Origin of the sequence: Pseudomonas sp. P5_109 (assembly GCF_034009455.1) — a bacterium.
Classification (GTDB): Bacteria; Pseudomonadota; Gammaproteobacteria; order Pseudomonadales; family Pseudomonadaceae; genus Aquipseudomonas.
In genome coordinates this window covers 6,919,708-6,938,110 of record NZ_CP125380.1, presented here as the reverse complement: position 1 = coordinate 6,938,110, position 18,403 = coordinate 6,919,708, and the positions used below count along the sequence as shown (strand labels likewise).

Here is an 18,403-nt window from a genome sequence, read left to right as displayed (position 1 = left end):
CGAGAGCGGCGCATTTTTCCAGAAGGAATGCGTCATCGTTCACGCCCATCGCGAGCAAGCTCGCTCCTACAAGTTATCCACAGTTCTTTTTATCGCATGACGCTTGACGAAGTTTCGCCGATAGGTTTTGATTGCTTCCGTTATCTTTCGAAACGAAACTTACTAGCTCATGTCGAAGCGCAACACGCCTCAACGCCGCCACAACATCCTCGCCTTGCTCACCGAGCAGGGCGAAGTCAGTGTGGATGAGTTGGCCAAGCGTTTCGAAACGTCGGAAGTTACGATTCGCAAGGATCTGGCGGCACTTGAAAGCAATGGGCTGTTGCTGCGTCGTTATGGCGGAGCGATCACCATGCCTCAGGAGCTAGTGGCCGACCTTGGCCAGCCGGTTTCCAAGTACAAACAAGCCATCGCCCGTGCCGCCGTTGCGCGGATTCGCGAGCATGCGCGCATCATTATCGACAGTGGCAGTACCACCGCCTCGATGATCCCGGAACTCGGCCAGCAACCCGGCCTGGTGGTGATGACCAACTCGCTGCATGTCGCCAATGCCCTGAGCGAACTTGAGCACGAACCGGTGCTGTTGATGACCGGTGGCACCTGGGACCCGCATTCCGAGTCCTTTCAGGGGCAGGTGGCCGAGCAGGTACTACGCTCCTACGATTTCGACCAGCTGTTCATCGGTGCCGATGGCATCGATCTGGTCCGCGGTACAACCACCTTCAACGAACTGCTCGGGCTGAGCCGGGTCATGGCCGAAGTCGCCCGTGAAGTGGTGGTGATGGTGGAGGCCGACAAGATCGGCCGCAAGATTCCCAATCTGGAGCTGCCCTGGAGCAGTGTCCATACCCTTATTACCGATGAACGCCTGCCGCTTGAGGCTCGCGATCAGATTCAGGCCCGCGGCATCACTTTGATATGCGCGGCTGTCAGTCAGGAGAAATAGCATGTGTGGAATTGTCGGCGCAGTCGCAGAACGTAACATCACCGCCATCCTCGTCGAAGGCCTCAAGCGCCTTGAATACCGTGGGTACGACAGCGCTGGCGTGGCGGTCTACACCAACGATGAAAAACTCGAGCGCATGCGTCGTCCGGGCAAGGTCAGCGAGCTGGAACAGGCTCTGACCACCGAACCGCTGGTCGGTCGTCTGGGTATCGCCCACACCCGCTGGGCCACTCACGGTGCGCCGTGCGAGCGCAATGCCCACCCGCATTTCTCCGGCGACCTGGCGGTGGTGCACAACGGCATCATCGAAAACCACGAAGCCCTGCGTGAACAACTCAAGGCCCTGGGTTATGTGTTCACCTCGGACACCGACACCGAAGTCATCGCTCACCTGCTGAACCACAAACTCAAGGATCTGAGCGACCTGACCGTGGCCCTGAAGGCGACCGTCAAAGAGCTGCACGGTGCCTACGGTCTGGCGGTCATCAGTGCAAAGCAACCGGATCGCCTGGTCGCAGCCCGCAGCGGCAGCCCGCTGGTGATCGGCCTGGGCCTGGGGGAAAACTTCCTCGCGTCCGACCAATTGGCCCTGCGTCAGGTCACCGACCGCTTCATGTACCTGGAAGAAGGTGACATCGCCGAAATCCGCCGCGACAGCGTGCAGATCTGGGACGTTGACGGCCAGGCTGTCGAGCGTGAAGCCGTGCAATATCGCGATGGCGCCGAAGCCGCTGATAAAGGCGAGTTCCGCCACTTCATGCTCAAGGAAATCCACGAGCAACCGTCCGTGGTGCAGCGCACCCTGGAAGGTCGCCTGAGCCAGAACCAGGTGCTGGTACAGGCATTCGGTCCACAGGCAGCCGAACTGTTCGCCAAAGTGCGCAACGTACAGATCGTCGCGTGCGGCACCAGCTACCACGCCGGCATGGTCGCGCGTTACTGGCTCGAAGAGCTGGCCGGCATCCCTTGCCAGGTCGAAGTTGCCAGCGAATTCCGCTACCGCAAGGTGGTGGTGCAGCCGGACACCTTGTTCGTGACCATCTCCCAGTCCGGCGAAACCGCCGACACCCTGGCCGCGCTGCGCAACGCCAAGGAACTGGGCTTCCTCGCCAGCCTGGCGATCTGCAACGTCGGCATCAGCTCGCTGGTGCGTGAATCCGATCTGACCCTGCTGACCCAGGCCGGTCGTGAAATCGGTGTGGCTTCGACCAAAGCCTTCACCACGCAACTGGTTGGCCTGTTGTTGCTGACGCTGTCCCTGGGTCAGGTTCGTGGCACCCTGGCCAAAGGCGTCGAAGCGACCCTGGTCGAAGAACTGCGTCGTTTGCCAACCCGTCTGGGCGAAGCGCTGGCGATGGACAGCACCGTGGAAAAAATCTCCGAGCTGTTCGCCGAGAAGAACCACACCCTGTTCCTCGGCCGTGGCGCGCAGTTCCCGGTAGCGATGGAAGGGGCACTCAAGCTCAAGGAAATCTCCTACATCCACGCTGAAGCCTATCCGGCCGGCGAGCTGAAACACGGCCCGTTGGCGCTTGTGGACAACGACATGCCAGTAGTGACCGTTGCGCCGAACAACGAGCTGCTGGAGAAGTTGAAATCCAACCTCCAGGAAGTCCGCGCCCGTGGTGGCCAGTTGATCGTCTTCGCAGACGAGAAGGCCGGCATGACCAACGGTGAAGGCACTCACGTTGTGCACATGCCGCACATTCACGACATCCTGTCGCCGATCCTCTACACCATCCCGCTGCAACTGCTGTCGTACTACGTCGCCGTACTCAAGGGCACCGACGTTGACCAGCCGCGCAACCTGGCGAAATCGGTTACTGTGGAATAAGTTATCCACAGATGAAAAACCCCCTCTTCAGGGGGTTTTTCTGTTTCTAAGTGGTGGTAATTCGCCGCCGCCGCCGCGTATCCAGCAAATGCACCATCACACAGGCGTACAAGGTCACCAGAATGAACAACCCCATGCGGATGGCAAAGGCGGTGTAGACATCCTTCCCCGCTGCGCTGTCCTGCACCGATTGGCCGAGCAGGATGATCAGGGTCGCCAGGCTGTTGAGCCAGAAGCTCGGTGGTTGTCGGGTCTGGGCCAGGCCGTAGAGTTTTCTGGCGCCCAGCAGGCCGAACAGCAACATCCACAGAAAGAACATCCACAGGTTGACGAACAGGCTCAGCGCGCACCAGAACAGGATCGCCATCAGGCCGCCGAGCAGGGTCGAGCCGAGCAATTCCTGGCCGGCGTTGCGGGCGCTGGTTGCGCAGCTTTGTTGGCCGAGGCTGACGGCTTTCATAATGATCGGCAGGTAGCTGGCCGGGTCGACCATGGCCAGCAGGAACGTTGGCAGCACCACCAGCGTGGCACGAAGGGCCAGCCAACTGCTTTCGGTGGGAGACAGGCTAGGGGCAGGTTTGGCTGGTGGGGCGCTGGCGGGGTCGGGGAATAGCCAATGGCTGATGGTCAGTGTCGTGACGGCCAGGAACAGTCCCTTGACCAGGGCCACGATCACCTCCAGTGCCAGGGCGAATTCAGCGGTTCCGGCCGCACTGATCAAGGTCAGGCCCACCACCAGGAACGTCGCCACCAATGGGTTGCCGCCGCGCAGGCCGTAACCAAATGCCATGAACAGGCACAGTCCGACCAGCAGTACGCCACTGAGCGGGTAGTAACGCAGCAGGGGAATGAGCAGCAGGCCGGTCCCGGTGGTCAGCATAAGGATCAGGATCAGGCCCAGGCTGGCCTTGAACGGTAATGGCCGGTTCATCGCTGCCAGCATCATCAGCGCCAGCATCGGCGCGAGGAACGGGATGGGGAGAGCCAGACCGAAGCTCGCTGCCAGGCACAGCGCGGTACCGAAGCTCAGGCGCAGGGCGCGCTGAACCCGGGCCGGGCGCTCAATACGCATAGGACATCCAGCTCATCACGCGCAGGAACAGGCGGCCCAGGATATTCAGCGGGTTGCCTTCACTCGGGAACGCCATGACTTCGGCCTGGCCGCCGGACCGGATGCCTTGCGGGCTGCTCAGCTCACCGGGCTCGAACTCGATGATGACCGGAAAGCGCTGGGCAGGGCGTAGCCAATCGCGGCTGTTCTCCACTTTCGGCAGGCTGCCCGGCTGGGTGGTCTGGCCGATATCGACGCCATAGCCGACGCTGCGCACATGGCCTTGGTAAATTTTCCCTGGCAGGGCGTCGAGGACGATGGACACCGGCGTCCCGGGCTGGACACTGCCCAGGTTGTTTTCGGTCATGTCGGCGCTGATCCACACGTCGTGGATGGCGATCAGGGTCATCACCGGAGCACCGGCGGCGGCGAACTGGCCGACATCGGTGCGCAGATCGGTGATCAGGCCGGCCGAGCGCGCGTGGACCTTGGTATTGCTCAAGTCCAGCTCGGCTTTTTCAAGGTTGCTGGCGGCGCTGAGCAACTGGGCGTTTTCGTCTTCGTTACCGCCCTGTGTTTCCCGCGCACGTTGTACTTCAGCCTTGGCCGCGGCGACCTGGCTGATGGATTCTTGCACGGTGGCGCGGGATATCTCCAGGCGTCGCAGCGAGATGGTGCCCGGGTCTTCGCGGTACAGGCGCTCAAGCCGCTGGATGTCCTGGCGTGCCTTGAGCTCGTTGGCCTGGGCGGCGCGCAGGGAAGCTTGCTTGGAGTCGATGCCGGCGGTGTTGGCGCCCACCTGGCGCCGGGTCGATTCAAGGTCGGCGCGGGCGCGATCGACGGCGATCTGGTACTGCTCCGGGTTGACTTCAAACAGCAGTTCGCCGGCCTTCACGTCCTGGTTGTTGCGTATATGCACCTTGGTCACCCGGCCGGATACCTCGGCCGCCACCGGCACAATGAAGGCCTGCACCCGTGCCTGTTGCGTGTAGGGCGTATAACGGTCGGCCATCAGGTACCAGACCAGGCTCAGGATGATCAGCAGCACGACCCAGTTGATCGCTTTTCTGGCCGGGTCGGCGGCGGGGGCCGAGGCGTTCTCGGCGGCCGGTTGTTGGCTGTCAGTCATGGGCACTTTCCTTCGGTTCGTCGAGCAGATCGCCCCAATCGGTCCGTTCTTGCATTTGTTTGCGGGTGGCCGGGTCGACGATCGGCTGGTCGCTGTACCAGCCACCGCCCAGGGCCTTGTACAGGGCGATCAGGCTGTTGACCGCGGTGCCACGGTTGACCAGGTAGATATCCTGTTGGGCAAACAGGGCCCGCTGGGCATCCAGCACGCGCTGGAAATCCGAATAGCCTTCGCGGTATTGGGCATTGGCCAGGGTCACCGAGCGTTCGGCGGCTACCGAGGCTTCGCTGAGGATCTGGTCGCGCTCCAGCGCCTTGATCAAACCGGTCGCGGCATCGTCAGCCTCGCGTGCCGCCTGACGCACGCTGTCCTGGTAGATGACGATCAGCTGCTGCAGGCGGGCATCCTGCACGCGCACGTTGTTGGTGATCCGGCCGTGGTCGAAGATGTCCCAGCGCAGGCTGGGGCCGGCCACGAAGTCGAGGGTATTGGGCGCGGCGTTGAGCGAGCTGGCGGACCAGACGATGCTGCCCAGCAGGCTGATGGAGGGGTACAGGTCAGTCTCGGCCACACCGATCAATGCCGACTGCGCCGCCACTTGCAGCTCGGCAGCGCGAACATCGGGGCGCCGTACCAGCAGGTTGGCCGGCACATCCTGCAAAACCGCAGTATCGAGCAGCGGCACTAAACCAGTGTTGCGATTGAGGTCAGGGATCGAGCCGGGTGGCTGGCCGATCAGGGTGGACAACGCATTGCGCAAGCTCGCCACCTGGCTCTCGAAATCCGGGATGGTGCTCAGGGTGCCCAGGTACTGGGTCTTGGCTTGTTGCAGATCGAGTTCGGCTTCGGCGCCGCTGTTGAACAGGCGCTCGGTGATCTCGTAGCTGCGTTTTTGCAATTTTGCGTTACTGCGGGCGATGGCCAGGCGCGCCTCGGCGGTGCGCAAGGCGTAGTAGTTTTGCGCCAGCTGCGCGTGCAACAGCACCAAGGCATTTTCGTAGTTGGCCTGGGCGGCAAACCAGGACGCGTCCGCCGACTCGATGGCACGGCTGAAACGCCCCCAGAAATCCAGCTCCCAGCCGATATCGAAGCCGACGCTGTGTTGCCAGAAATTCGTGTCCTGAGGGTTGGCGCCGCCCGATTGCCGGCGGTTCAAGTACAGGCTGTCAGCGCTGGCCTGCTGCAATTGCGGGTAGCGGCCGGCCAGTGCGATGCCCAATTGTGCGCGGGACTCCATGACCCGCAGGCCAGCGACGTGCAGGTCAGGGTTGTGGGCATCGGCTTCGGCCATCAAATGGTCCAGTACCGGGTCGTTGAACACGCGCCACCATTGGCGGCTGTCAGGTTGCGCGTGTTGTCGGCCGGCGATCTCCAGGGCCGGACTGTTCCAGTGGTCGACCCATGGCTGGGCCGGCGACTGGAAATCCGGACCCAGTTGCACGCAGCCCCCCAGGACGACGGTGCCACAGAGCAGAAGCCGGCTGATGCGAGCAGGGCGAGGCATCAAGCGCAAACTCCTCAGAGGGGACGCTGATCGTTCATTGCCTCGATTTGCGGTGTCTCGTTCAACGCCTCGAGATGTGGTGTCTCGCTCAATATCTCGGCAGACGGTTGATCCTGGACCCACTGCCAGAACAGTTGGTAGCCCACCGCCAGTGCAACCGGCCCGATGAACAAACCAATGAAGCCGCCACTCACCATGCCGCCCAGGGCGCCAATCAGAATCACCGGCATGGGCACATCGACGCCGCGGCCAAGCATCAACGGTTTGAGGACGTTGTCGGCCATCCCGGCAATCAGGCTGTAGATGCCAAAAATAACAGTGGCCAGGCTGGTGCCTTCAGTGGCGAAGACATAAGCGATCACCGGAAGCGTCACCAGCAGCACGGGCAACTGCATGATCCCCATCAACAGCGCCACCATGGCCAGCAGGCCGGCACCGGGGACGCCCATGAGCACGAAGCCCACACCGACCAGCAACATCTGAATGAACGCGATACCCACCACACCCTGGGCAACTGCGCGGATGGTGGCAGTGCACAGCTCGGTGATGCGCGGGCCACGTTCTGGCCCGGAAAGGCGCGAGGTGATGGCCAGGGCACTTCTTTCGCCGTTTTCGCCGTAGGCCATGAGCACGCCGGCAATGATCAGGGCGCCGATGAACAACAGAAAGCCCACGCCAACGTCAGCCATTTTGCCCAACAAGGTCAGGCCGACGGACTTGATATAGGGCATCACCTTCATCAGCACGCTGCTCATGTCGGTGGCAGCCTGCATCCAGTAGCCGTAGAGCGGCTTGCCAATGAGCGGCAGGGAAGCGATTTTTTCGCTGGGGAGTGGAATCTGCAACGTATCGGACTTGAGGACCGCCAGGGTGCCCTGGATCGATTCACTGATCGAGGTGCCCAGCAGGTAGATCGGCACCATCAGCAAGGCCAGGGAGACCACCACGATCAGGGTGGCGGCACGACCGTCCTTGTTGACCAGTTTGCGCTTGATGAGCCCATGCAGTGGATACAGGGTGATGGCCAGAATCATTGCCCAGAGCATAAGGTTGAGGAACGGGTGGAAGATCTGGAAGCAGAACAGTACCAGCACCGCAATCAGCCCGGCGCGAATCAGTACGTCGAGCAAACCACCGGTCAGTGCTCTAGCGGAAATGTTAGTGCGCAACATTGTCGAACTCCTTGCTGTGTCACACAGGTTAGCCAGCCAGTGAAGTTGCACTTCCCCTACTAAGCGAATCCTCAAAGAAGGACAGGCACGCAAGCGTTAACAACCCGATAACGCTCTAATTCAACTAGGGAAAATTTCAACGTGGTACCTATCAAAAATCCAATAGGTAACAGGGTGGTTTGTAGTATAGGAGCAGTCGTATATTCCGCCTGTTTATACAGCGCGCAATTGTGCTGCCGTTGAGGGTGCCCGCCGCTGAGCCTTTACCACGCGATGGTTTTGACCCAGTGCGAATGGCTTGTTCTGCTGTCAGATATTAGCCATTGCGGCCGGCGGGTCCGGATAATTACGAACTGGAACACCTGTCGCAAGATAATAATCCTCATTAATTATCAATAATCTCCGGGGGGCTTTTTCGTGAGTCCGTCGGTGTGAGGCAGGTTGTAGTACCGTTCATTCAAGAGACAGGGCGAGCCATAAATAACCTGTGGCGAGGGAGCTTGCTCCCGTCGGGGCGCGAAGCGACCCCAAAAATGGAACGGCTACGGAGTTCAGCGGGAGCAAGCTCCCTCGCCACGGAAAGCGTTTGCGTCTTGCGACTTTAATTTATCCGAAAGAAGGACATGCCCATGGACCGCTTCCAGGAAATGCAGGTCTTCGCTGCCGTCGCCCAGGAACAGGGTTTTTCGGCGGCGGCGCGGCGTTTGGGCCTGTCGGCGGCCAGTGTTACCCGGGCAGTAGCGGCGCTGGAGCAGCGTATTGGCACGCAGTTGCTTACGCGGACCACGCGCAGCGTGCATTTGAGCGAGGCCGGTCAGCGCTATCTGGAGGACTGTCGGAGAATTCTCGCCGAGGTGCAGGAAGCCGAGGATTCGGCAGCGGGCAGCCATATCCATCCTCGTGGGCAACTGACCATCACCGCACCGGTTTTGTTTGGCGAGCTGTTTGTCACGCCGCTGATGGTCAGCTACCTGACGCAATACCCCGAGGTCTGCATCAATGCGCTGCTGGTCGACCGGGTGGTGAGCGTGGTCGAGGAAGGCGTCGATGTGGCCATTCGCATCGGCGAGTTGCCCGACAGCAATCAGCATGCGATCCGCGTGGGTGAGGTACGGCGGGTGATCTGCGCATCGCCACAGTATCTGGCCAGCCATGGTCGGCCCAGGCATCCACAGGAACTGGCTCAGGCGCCGATAATCGCGACCTCTGCTATCGGCCAGCTCAGGAGTTGGCCATTCATTGAGGACGGTGAAACCTTGAGTGTCCGGGCCGAGCCGCGACTGGTGGTGACCGCGAATCAGGCCGCCATTACGGCAGCTTGCCTTGGGTTGGGCTTCACGCGGGTGCTGTCTTATCAAGTGGCGAGCAAGGTGGCCGCCGGTGAGTTGGAGATCATTCTGGCCGACTTCGAACTGCCGCCGTTGCCCATCCATGTGGTCTACCAGGGCGGGCGCAAGGCACCGGCCCGGGTGCGCAGTTTTGTTGATTTCGCGGTGAAGACGCTGCGCGAGCATCCCGCGCTCGAGGGTTGAACTATTTCACCCACTGAAATAATGGATTGCGTTTGCTGGTGATTCTGTTGTTTTGGTTGTCGGTGGAAGATACGACCCATCGGCGCTGGTCACTCCTGAGCAGCACCACTGACCCAAGGTGTCGACCATGCAAGCGATCAAACTCTACAACTTCCCACGTTCCGGCCACGCTCATCGCGTCGAGTTGATGCTGTCCCTGCTGAAATTGCCGACCGAATTGATCTTCGTTGACCTCGCCAAGGGCGAACACAAGCAGCCGGCGTTCCTGGCGCTCAATGCGTTCGGTCAGGTGCCGGTGATTGATGACCAGGGCGTGGTGTTGGCCGACTCCAACGCGATTCTGGTTTATCTGGCGCAAAAGTACGGCAACGGCCGCTGGCTGCCGGCTGATCCGGTGGGGGCGGCCAAGGTTCAGCGCTGGTTGTCGGCGGCTGCGGGCCCGATTGCCTTCGGCCCTGCCCGGGCAAGATTGATCACCGTGTTTGGCGCGCCTTACAACGCTGACGACGTGATTGCCTACGCCCATTCCGTGCTCAAAGTGATCGATCACGAATTGGCCAGTACGCCCTATCTGGCAGGCACTGAACCGACGATTGCCGACGTCGCCGCCTACAGTTACATCGCCCATGCGCCCGAGGGCAATGTGTCGCTGGACGAGTACGCCAATATTCGCGCCTGGCTGTCCCGCATTGAAGCCCTGCCAGGTTTTGTCGGCATGCCGCGTACGGTCGCCGGTCTGCAAAAAACTGCCTGATGCTGGCGGCCCGGAGTTGCCGGGCCGCCCCGTTCTGCGCCACTGGCGCAGGGGAGAAACCCTATGGACCGTTCACCCTGGCATGCCGGCGAGAAACAACTGCAGGCGCATGTGGGCGTTGCCGAGCGCATGGAGGTGTTCGGTCGCAAGGTGATTCGCAGCGAGATGCCGGACCAGCACCGCACGTTCTATCAGCAATTGCCGTTCATGCTGTACGGGGCGGTGGATGCCGACGGTCATCCCTGGGCCAGCATCCTTGAAGGCCAGCCCGGTTTCGCCCACTCACCAGAACCTGGCCTGCTGCAATTTCGCAGCTTGCCTGCCCTTGATGATCCAGCGCAGTTGCACGACGACTCGGCCATCGGCCTGTTGGGCATCGAGTTGCATACCCGCCGTCGCAACCGCATCAATGGCCATGTCCGCGCCATGACGGCGGAGGGGTTCGCGGTGACGGTGGATCAGTCCTTCGGCAATTGCCCGCAGTACATTCAGTTGCGCCAGTTTCGCTCGGTGCCGCTGAGCGATCCTTCGACGCGTGCTGCCCAGCATTTCGCCGAACTGGATGACGCGGCCAAAGCCATGATCGCCGAGGCGGACACGTTCTTCGTTGCCAGTTATGTAGATGTCGACGGTGAGCGTTCGGTGGATGTGTCTCACCGTGGCGGCCAGGCCGGTTTCGTACAAGTGGAAGGCAATCGCCTGACCATTCCGGACTTCGCCGGCAACCTGCATTTCAACACCTTGGGCAACTTGCTGCTCAATCCCCGGGCCGGATTGTTGTTCATCGACTTCAATACCGGTGATTTGCTGCAGCTCAGCGGGCGCACCGAAATCATTCTGGAGGGCCCTCAGATCGACGCGTTCCAGGGCGCCGAGCGTCTGTGGACAATCGATGTCGAGCACGTCGTACGTCGCCCGGCCGCGCTGGCATTGCGCTGGCGCTTCGACGGCGTGTCGCCCACCAGTTTGCTCACCGGCACATGGGAGCAGGCCCAGGCGCGTTTGCAGGCCAAAGCCTTGGGCGATCAATGGCGACCGTTGCGGGTGGCGCGGATTGAAGCGCAAAGCCACAACATTCGCTCGATTTACCTGGAGCCCGCTGATGGAGCCGGGTTGCCACTGTTTCAGGCCGGGCAGCATTTGCCCCTGCGCTTCGACATTGACGGTGAAGTGCACATCCGCACGTACAGTTTATCGAGCGCACCGTCCGATGATTTTTTCCGCATCAGCGTGAAGCGTGACGGGCGGGTGTCGACGCATTTGCATGAGCAGATTCGTGTCGGCGATCTGCTGGAGGCGCGAGCGCCGCAAGGGCATTTCACCGTGGTGCCCCACGAGCGTCGGCCATTGGTGTTGCTGGCAGCCGGGGTGGGCATCACGCCGCTGTTGTCGATGGTGCGGGAGGTGGTTTACCAGGGGCTGCGCACCCGCCGTATCCGCCCGACTTTGTTTATCCAGAGTTCGCGCACGTTGGCCGACCAGCCGTTTCGCCAGGAACTGGACCGCTTGCTCGAAGTTGCCGGTGACGCGGTGCGGGTGGTGCGTTTGCTCAGCCAACCGGAAGCCGAGGCGATGCAAGGAGAGGACTTCGACCTTCAGGGCCGGATCGACGTCGCGCTGCTCAAGGATCTGCTGACCGTCGAGGACTACGACCAGCTGGACTTTGTCGTCTGTGGCCCGGGGAGTTTTACCCAGGCGCTGTACGACGGCTTGCGCGAACTGGACATTCGCGATTCGCGGATTCACGCCGAAACCTTCGGCCCGTCGACCTTGCGTCGACGTCCGGATCCCGATGCCGTGGTCATCGAACAACCGCCAGCCGCCACCACGTCCGTGCCCGTGGTGTTCCAGCGCTCGGCCAAGGAAGCGCGCTGGCAGCCGGAGGGCGGCAGTTTGCTGGAGTTGGCGGAAAGCCGTGGCCTGCGCCCTGAGTTCAGTTGTCGCGGCGGCTCCTGCGGCACCTGCAAGACGCGCTTGATCAGCGGCCAGGTGCATTACCCGTTGCCGCCAGCGGAGGTGCCGGATGACGGACAGGTGCTGATTTGCTGTGCGATTCCGGCGCAGGGAGCGCAGCCGCTGGTGCTCGATATCTGAAGGAAGATTGCAGGCCAACATTGCCCGCCGGTCGACGGCTGGGTAGGGTGGGGAGCCCAGGACCCTGTGGGAGCGGGCTTGCTCGCGAAAGCAATGTGTCAGCAACGTTGATGTCGACTGACACGACGCCTTCGCGAGCAAGCCCGCTCTCACAGGGTTTGTGGTAAAGCCTTTACTGCATTTCAGGAACAAGCGTTTCCATGGTTTTTTTCATTCGTTCCATTGTCTTGTTGATGGCGCTGGCGCTGACCGCCGGTTGCGAAAAACAGGAAGCACCGCCGCTGGATCAGCAACTTTACGTCTGGCAGCGGCAGTGGACGCCGGCCCACGACGCGGCCCTCAGCGACAGCCGTGCAGATTTTTCGACGTTGCGGGTACTGGCCTTGCAGGCCTTCCCCAACGCCGGCTGGAATCGGGCCCGGATTGACCTGGCACTGCTCACACGCGACGGCCGGCCGGTGATTGCGGTGGTGCGCCTGGACGGGCAGCTCAAGTCGCTGGATCAGGAAGAGGTCACCGCGCAAATCCGCCAAGTGATCAGCGATTGGCAGAAACAGGGGGTGAACCTCGCCGGGGTGGAAATCGACCACGATGCGGGTAATGCCCGGCTACCGGCGTACCGCGAATTTCTCGCGCATTTGCGCGAAGCGTTGCCGACTTCGCTGCCGTTGAGCATCACCGCGTTGCCGTCCTGGCTCGACAGTCGCGAACTGCCGGCGCTGTTATCCACAGTCGACAGCAGCGTGTTGCAGGTGCACGCCGTGAGCGATCCGCGTCGGGGCTTGTTCGATGCCGATCAGGCCCGGCAATGGGCAAAGGCCTGGAGCCGTATCACGCCGAAGCCTTTCTATCTGGCGCTGCCGGCCTACGGCGTGGCATTGCTGCCGTCGGCGGATGGCGCGCCGATCGTGGAAAGCGAAGTCACGCTGGAGCGCGAAGGCCTGCGCCGGGAATTACTCGCCGATCCGCAGTCATTGCGCACTCTCGGCACCGAGCTGCGCGCCGATCCACCGAAACATCTGGCGGGCCTGATCTGGTTTCGCCTGCCATTGGCCAACGACCGTCGCGCCTGGAGCTTGACCACCTTGCGCGCGGTGGCGCGGGGTGATGTCCTCGACAGTCAATTACAACTGAAACTATCGGCCGACGATGGCCTCTATGACATCGGCATCAGCAACCAGGGCAATCTCGACCGCGCCTGGCCCGAACGCCTGACCCTCGCGGTCAGCGGCTGTGAAGGGGCCGATGCCTTGGCCGGTTACGCGTTGCAACAGAGCCCGGATCTGCTTACCTTCACCCGCCTGCGTGATGGCCGACTACCGGCTGGCGGGCAGCGTGCCATTGGTTGGGCTCGCTGCGCACACATTGATCAAGGAGGTTCGAATGTTCACCCGTAACTGGCCGCGTCATTTGCTTTGCCTGAGCCTCAGCCTGCCGCTGGGTTCGGCGCTGGCCTGCGGCCCGGACTTCCCCATGCGCCTGCTGGATAACCGTGGCCAGTCGCTGGCGGAACTGCCCGAGGGCAACTTCAGCTTCGAAGTCAGCCGCCTCGGCCACGCCATCAACGGCTTGAAGAACGTCACCGCTGGCGCCGACTACAGCGATGAGCCCGACCTTGTAACGCTGCGGGATCAGGCTGAGCAGGCCGGACTTTCCGCTGAGCAACAGGTGTTGGTGAAACACCTGCGCAGCCTGACGGATGCCCGTCAGGTTGAAACCGAAGGCGCGCAACTGGCGCCCGAGCTCAGGTTGTACCTGGCCGGTGCCGTGGCATTTGGCGCGGGTGATCCTGCCTTGGCCGCCGGGTATTTCAAGAAAGTGCTGGCGTTGCCCGCTGAGCAACGGGCCTCGCGCAGCACCTGGGCGGCTTACTCGCTGGGGCGCGCGTTGTTCGCCATGAGCGCTGAAGCCAATGCAGCCCCGGATCTGCTCGAACAATCTGCCAAGGCTTTTGAGCAAACCCGGCAACTGAGCATCGACGGCTTCAGCGACCCGCTGGAACTGGGTGTTGCCAGCCTCGGCGAAGAAGCTCGTGTGGTGCGCACCGCTGGCGACTGGAACCGCGCCATCGAGCTGTACGCCACGCAAAATCTGCACGGCTCCGTGGTGGGCTACGAATCGCTGAAGTTGTTGATGGCGGACCTGATGACGCTGCCGGAGGATCAAGTGGCCGAATTGCTCAAGGGCCAGCCCGTGCAGCAGTTGGTGACGGCATCGCTGATCAGCCGCTTGGGCTGGTCGTTCGGTGATCAACCCGCCAACGAACAAAAAATGATCAAGCTCCTGCAAAACAGCACCCGTGGCAGTCTCGAAAACGCCGACCGCCTGGCAGCGATGAATTATCAACAGGGTGATTACGCCAGCGCCAAGGCCTTCCTCGAACATGCCGGCGATGGCGGTTTGGCCTGGTGGCTGCGGGCAAAACTGGCAGTGCGCGAGGGCGATAAAAAGGCAGCCGCCGCAGCCTACGCCAAAGCGGCCCAGGCCTTCCCGCAGAACGAATCCTGGGGCGAGCGCCGGACCCCGGACTACGATTACGAAACGCTCCAGCCCAAATGCCGGGTCGAGGGTGAAAGTGCGATCCTGGCGTTGCAACGCGGGGATTACCTGCAAGCCTTCGATCAGTTGTATCGCAGCCAAAGCATTTACTGGTTCGACGCCGCCACCGTTGCCGAGCGCGTGTTGACCCTCGAAGAACTCAAGCACTACGTCGACACACAAGTGCCAGCCCCGCCAGCGCTTACCCAGCAGGACCGCGACAACTACGTGCCCTTGCCGGTAGCGGCGAGCCTGCGCAATCTGCTGGGCCGGCGTTTGTTGCGCGAGGGGCATTACGAGGAGGCACCGGCATACTTCGATAATGACGGCTTGAGACACAAGGCGAAATTGTATGGCGAGCAACGTCTGGCGGCTGATTCAGCCTGGTGGCCAACCCGTCGCGCCGCTGCGCTGTTCAATGCGGCCTGGACGGCGCGCGAGTGGGGCATGGACATTCTGGGCTACGAGATGGCGCCGGACTACGCCACCTTCGGCGGTAACTTCACCCTGGCAAACGACGAGCTCAAGGTCGGGCCATTGGTGGCCGAGGACGAAATAAAGCGCCAGCAGGCCAGCGCTGCCCAGCCAGATCAGCGTTATCACTATCGCTTCATGGCCACCGCGCTGGCGAGCAAGGCAGCGGATAACTTGCCTCACACCAGTCAGGCGTTTGCGGCGGTGCTGTGCGAGGCGTCGGGGTGGAACAGCAGTCCCGAAGAGCAAAGTGCGATTTATCAGCGTTATGTCAAACAAGGACCTTACGTGGAATGGGCCGCCGACTTTGGCCACCAGTGCCCGTATCCCGACTTCGAGAACGCAGACAAACGCTACGTGACCCAGGTCACCGACGCGGCGCGCTCGGCCTTGCGCCCGTACAAGACGCCGTTGCAGGCCGGTAGCGTATTGGCGTTCGCGGCAGCCGCGCTGTTGATGTTCAAGCGTCGCCGCGCCAAGGCTCAGTAAAGGCTCAAGCCTGTTGCACAAAGGTCAGCCGTACGGCGAAACCGATCAACAGGCTGCCGAACAACCATTGTTGCAGGCGTTGGGCTGAAGGGCTGCGTTGCAACCACCGGCCGAGTGCCGCGCCGACCAGGGCGTAAGCGCTGTCGAACAGCAAACCGACGCCGACCAGCACCGCGCCCAAGGTCGCAAATTGTCCGAGCACCGCTCCGGCCTCTGGGTTGATGAATTGCGGTAGCAGCACTGAGCAGAACAGCAGCGCCTTGGGGTTGAGCAGGTTGGTCAGCAGTCCGCGTCGGATGGCTGCGCCCCAGCGCGGTTTTTCGCCGGTTGTATCAGCGCTGGTGAGGCTCGGCAGCATCGTGGTCCGCAGGCACTGAATACCGATCCACAGCAGATACGCAGCGCCTGCCAGGCGCACGACATCGAAAGTCCAGGGCGCTGCCTTGAACAGTGCGGCCAAACCCAGCGCCGCCAACGCCACGTGACAACCCCGGGCGATGCCCAACCCCACGGCCGTGGCCAGCGCGGCGCTTTTGCCCTGGCGGGCACCGGTCTGCAACAGCAGGATCATGTCAGGCCCCGGCAGAAGATAGACCACTGCCAGTGCCATGAAAAACAGCCAGAGCCCCTGCATGTTGCACCCCATTCGTTGTCGATTCGGTGGTGCCAGTCTAGGGCGGAAGGGCGGGGCAGGTGCTTGCGTTGTCAGCTTCTATCGGCTTCTGAATTGGCATAATCTGCCACTTTCTTTCGTGTGAACCATCTGGATCTGCCAAACCATGAAACTCGACGCCTACGACCGCAAGATTCTCGCCGCGCTGCAACGGGATGGCCGCCTGAGCAATGTGCAACTGGCGGACGAGATAGGTCTGTCGGCATCGCCTTGTTTGCGCCGGGTGCGGATGTTGGAAGAGGCCGGGGTCATTCGCGGCTACCAGGCCAATCTGGATCGCGATGAGGTGGGGTTGGGGCTGACGGTGTTTGTCGGGGTCAAGGTCGAGCGTCATAACGATGAACAAGCCGAAAGTTTTCGCCTGGCGGTGACGGCATTGCCCGAGGTGATTTCGGCGTTTCTGGTGTCAGGGGAATCGGATTTCCTGTTGCAGGTGGTGGTGCCGGATTTGCGTGCCTATGACCGGTTTCTCACCGGGCGTTTGTTGAAGCTGCCGGGTGTGAGCGACATCCGCAGCAACTTTGCGATTCACACGGTGAAGGCGCCGGGGTCGTTGCCGTTGGAGCATTTGCCGCTTTAGACCGAGTCGCCTGATTCGCGATCAAGCCCGCTCCCACAGGGTTTTCGCTGTACCTGTGGGAGCGGGCTTGCTCGCGAAGGCGATAGTTCAATCACTGCAACTCTTCAAGCCTCACATCTGCGTCGCCATCCCCTCCACATCCATCGCCGCCTGGCGCAAGGCCTCGGAGCGGGTCGGGTGCGGGTGGCAAGTCAGGGCGATGTCTTCGGCCGAGGCGCTGAACTCCATGGCCACGCAATACTCGCCAATCATTTCGCTGACGCTCGGGCCGACCAGGTGCACGCCGAGGACTTCATCCGTGCGCTCGTCGGCCAGCACTTTGGCAAAGCCTTCGGTTTCATGGTTGATCTTCGCCCGGCTGTTGGCGGTGAAGGGAAACTTGCCGACCTTGTACGCCCGCCCTTCAGCCTTGAGCTGCTCTTCGGTCTTGCCGACGCTGGCCAGTTCCGGTCTGGTGTAGACCACGCTGGGGATCAGGTCGTAGTTGACCTCGCCGGCCTTGCCGACGATCTGCTCGACGCAGGCCATGGCTTCGTCCTCGGCCTTGTGGGCGAGCATGGGGCCCGAGGTCACATCACCAATCACCCAGACCCCGGCGGCTTCCGTGCGATGCCCCTTGTTGGCGAGCATGCCGCGTTTGTCTGTGGCTAAGCCGACGTTCTCCAGGCCCAGGCCCTGTGTATACGGTCGGCGCCCGATGGCCACCAGTACGTAATCCGCTTCCAGCAGCTCGGCAGTACCGCCCGCGGCAGGCTCGATGCTCAGCTGAACGCCGTGGGTGGAGCGGGTGGCGCTGGTCACTTTCGAACTCAACTTGAAACTCAAGCCTTGCTTGCTCAGGGAGCGCTGCAGGGTTTTGCCGGCTTCGATGTCCACGCCTGGGCAGATCCGGTCGAGAAACTCGACCACCGTTACCTGCGCCCCGAGACGTCGCCATACCGAACCCAGCTCCAGGCCGATCACGCCAGCGCCGATCACCACCAGATGCTTGGGCACCTCGGTCAGCGCAAGGGCGCCGGTGGAATCGAGGATGCGTTTGTTATCGATGTCCACGCCAGGCAGGGGAGTGGGTTCGGAACCGGTGGCGATGATGATGTCCTTGGCGCTCAGTTCGGTCTTGCCGCCGGCGCTGTCGGTCACCGTGACTTTGCCCGGCCCGTCGATGTGGCCCCAACCCTTGATCCAGTCGACTTTGTTCTTGCGGAAAAGAAACTCGATGCCCTTGGTCAGCCCGGTAACGCTTTCATCCTTTTGCTTCATCATCTGGGCAAGGTTGAGACTGGGTTTGACGTCGATCCCCAGGTTGGCGAATTCCGCACCCATGGCCGCGTCGTACAGTTCGGAGGCATGCAGCAATGCCTTGGATGGCATGCAACCGACGTTCAGGCAGGTGCCGCCGAGTGTGGCGCGTCCTTCCACGCAGGCTGCCTTCAGACCCAGTTGTCCGGCGCGGATCGCCGCGTTGTAACCGCCGGGGCCACCGCCGAGGATCACGACGTCATAAGTGCTCATGGATGTACTCCTGGATCGAATGGGAAAGGGATCGTTAAAAGTAGTTCCTGAAGAAAATTACGAACGTAATATGTGCGTTATGCAGCATTTCGGTCAAGGCTTCAGGTAAGCGACAGGTTGG

General features: G+C 61.7%; 14 protein-coding genes. 8 read left to right on the top strand and 6 right to left on the bottom strand.

Annotation, left to right across the window (positions count from 1 at the left end; genetic code table 11):
- Nucleotides 1–169: 169 nt before the first annotated feature.
- Together QMK54_RS31015 and glmS are read left to right on the top strand one after the other, a co-directional pair.
- Nucleotides 170–946: a DeoR family transcriptional regulator gene (locus tag QMK54_RS31015; RefSeq protein WP_110659410.1), complete on the top strand. Its 777-nt coding sequence runs from the start codon at nucleotides 170–172 to the stop codon at nucleotides 944–946.
- 1 nt (nucleotide 947) lies between these two features.
- Complete coding sequence (gene glmS, locus QMK54_RS31010; protein WP_110659411.1) at nucleotides 948–2,780, top strand: glutamine--fructose-6-phosphate transaminase (isomerizing); 1,833 nt, start codon at nucleotides 948–950, stop codon at nucleotides 2,778–2,780.
- Nucleotides 2,781–2,826: 46 nt separating this feature from the next.
- Here glmS and QMK54_RS31005 read toward each other — a convergent pair whose 3' ends face one another.
- The 4 genes from QMK54_RS31005 to QMK54_RS30990 are packed head-to-tail and all read right to left on the bottom strand — an operon-like array spanning nucleotide 2,827 to nucleotide 7,636.
- Nucleotides 2,827–3,852 (bottom strand): DUF2955 domain-containing protein, encoded by a 1,026-nt coding sequence (locus tag QMK54_RS31005; protein WP_320401827.1) that lies wholly within the window; start codon nucleotides 3,850–3,852, stop codon nucleotides 2,827–2,829.
- Nucleotides 3,842–4,960 carry an HlyD family secretion protein gene (locus QMK54_RS31000; protein ID WP_110662036.1) on the bottom strand — a complete coding sequence of 373 codons (1,119 nt, stop codon included), beginning with the start codon at nucleotides 4,958–4,960 and terminating at the stop codon, nucleotides 3,842–3,844. Before QMK54_RS31000 ends, QMK54_RS31005 begins: the two co-directional genes overlap by 11 nt.
- Complete coding sequence (locus QMK54_RS30995) at nucleotides 4,953–6,464, bottom strand: efflux transporter outer membrane subunit (protein WP_110662035.1); 1,512 nt, start codon at nucleotides 6,462–6,464, stop codon at nucleotides 4,953–4,955. The genes QMK54_RS31000 and QMK54_RS30995 overlap by 8 nt, the downstream gene beginning before the upstream one ends.
- Before the next feature lie 14 nt (nucleotides 6,465–6,478).
- Complete coding sequence (locus QMK54_RS30990) at nucleotides 6,479–7,636, bottom strand: AI-2E family transporter (protein WP_110662034.1); 1,158 nt, start codon at nucleotides 7,634–7,636, stop codon at nucleotides 6,479–6,481.
- A gap of 629 nt (nucleotides 7,637–8,265) precedes the next feature.
- Here QMK54_RS30990 and QMK54_RS30985 point away from each other — a divergent pair.
- The 5 genes from QMK54_RS30985 to QMK54_RS30965 all read left to right on the top strand — a co-directional run bounded on the left by QMK54_RS30985 (nucleotide 8,266) and on the right by QMK54_RS30965 (nucleotide 15,517).
- On the top strand, nucleotides 8,266–9,168 hold the full coding sequence (locus QMK54_RS30985; RefSeq protein ID WP_110662015.1) for a LysR family transcriptional regulator: 903 nt from the start codon (nucleotides 8,266–8,268) through the stop codon (nucleotides 9,166–9,168).
- A gap of 127 nt (nucleotides 9,169–9,295) precedes the next feature.
- The gene (locus QMK54_RS30980; protein WP_110662016.1) at nucleotides 9,296–9,922 is read left to right on the top strand and encodes a glutathione S-transferase family protein; all 627 of its coding nucleotides are present in this window, start codon (nucleotides 9,296–9,298) and stop codon (nucleotides 9,920–9,922) included.
- 63 nt (nucleotides 9,923–9,985) lie between these two features.
- Complete coding sequence (locus QMK54_RS30975) at nucleotides 9,986–12,016, top strand: pyridoxamine 5'-phosphate oxidase family protein (RefSeq protein WP_320401826.1); 2,031 nt, start codon at nucleotides 9,986–9,988, stop codon at nucleotides 12,014–12,016.
- Between the two features lie 200 nt (nucleotides 12,017–12,216).
- Nucleotides 12,217–13,413, top strand: a complete 1,197-nt coding sequence (locus tag QMK54_RS30970) for a DUF3142 domain-containing protein (protein WP_320401825.1) — start codon at nucleotides 12,217–12,219, stop codon at nucleotides 13,411–13,413.
- Nucleotides 13,400–15,517: a hypothetical protein gene (locus QMK54_RS30965; protein ID WP_110657729.1), complete on the top strand. Its 2,118-nt coding sequence runs from the start codon at nucleotides 13,400–13,402 to the stop codon at nucleotides 15,515–15,517. The genes QMK54_RS30970 and QMK54_RS30965 overlap by 14 nt, the downstream gene beginning before the upstream one ends.
- Nucleotides 15,518–15,521: 4 nt before the next feature.
- Here QMK54_RS30965 and QMK54_RS30960 read toward each other — a convergent pair whose 3' ends face one another.
- Nucleotides 15,522–16,151, bottom strand: coding sequence for a LysE family translocator (locus QMK54_RS30960; RefSeq protein ID WP_320401824.1), 630 nt, complete (start codon nucleotides 16,149–16,151; stop codon nucleotides 15,522–15,524).
- Nucleotides 16,152–16,296: 145 nt separating this feature from the next.
- On the opposite strand from QMK54_RS30960, the gene QMK54_RS30955 reads away from it, so the two are divergent.
- Nucleotides 16,297–16,770: an Lrp/AsnC family transcriptional regulator gene (locus QMK54_RS30955; RefSeq protein WP_110657725.1), complete on the top strand. Its 474-nt coding sequence runs from the start codon at nucleotides 16,297–16,299 to the stop codon at nucleotides 16,768–16,770.
- A gap of 111 nt (nucleotides 16,771–16,881) precedes the next feature.
- Here QMK54_RS30955 and lpdA read toward each other — a convergent pair whose 3' ends face one another.
- On the bottom strand, nucleotides 16,882–18,282 hold the full coding sequence (lpdA, locus tag QMK54_RS30950) for a dihydrolipoyl dehydrogenase (RefSeq protein ID WP_110657723.1): 1,401 nt from the start codon (nucleotides 18,280–18,282) through the stop codon (nucleotides 16,882–16,884).
- Between the last annotated feature and the right edge of the window lie 121 nt (nucleotides 18,283–18,403).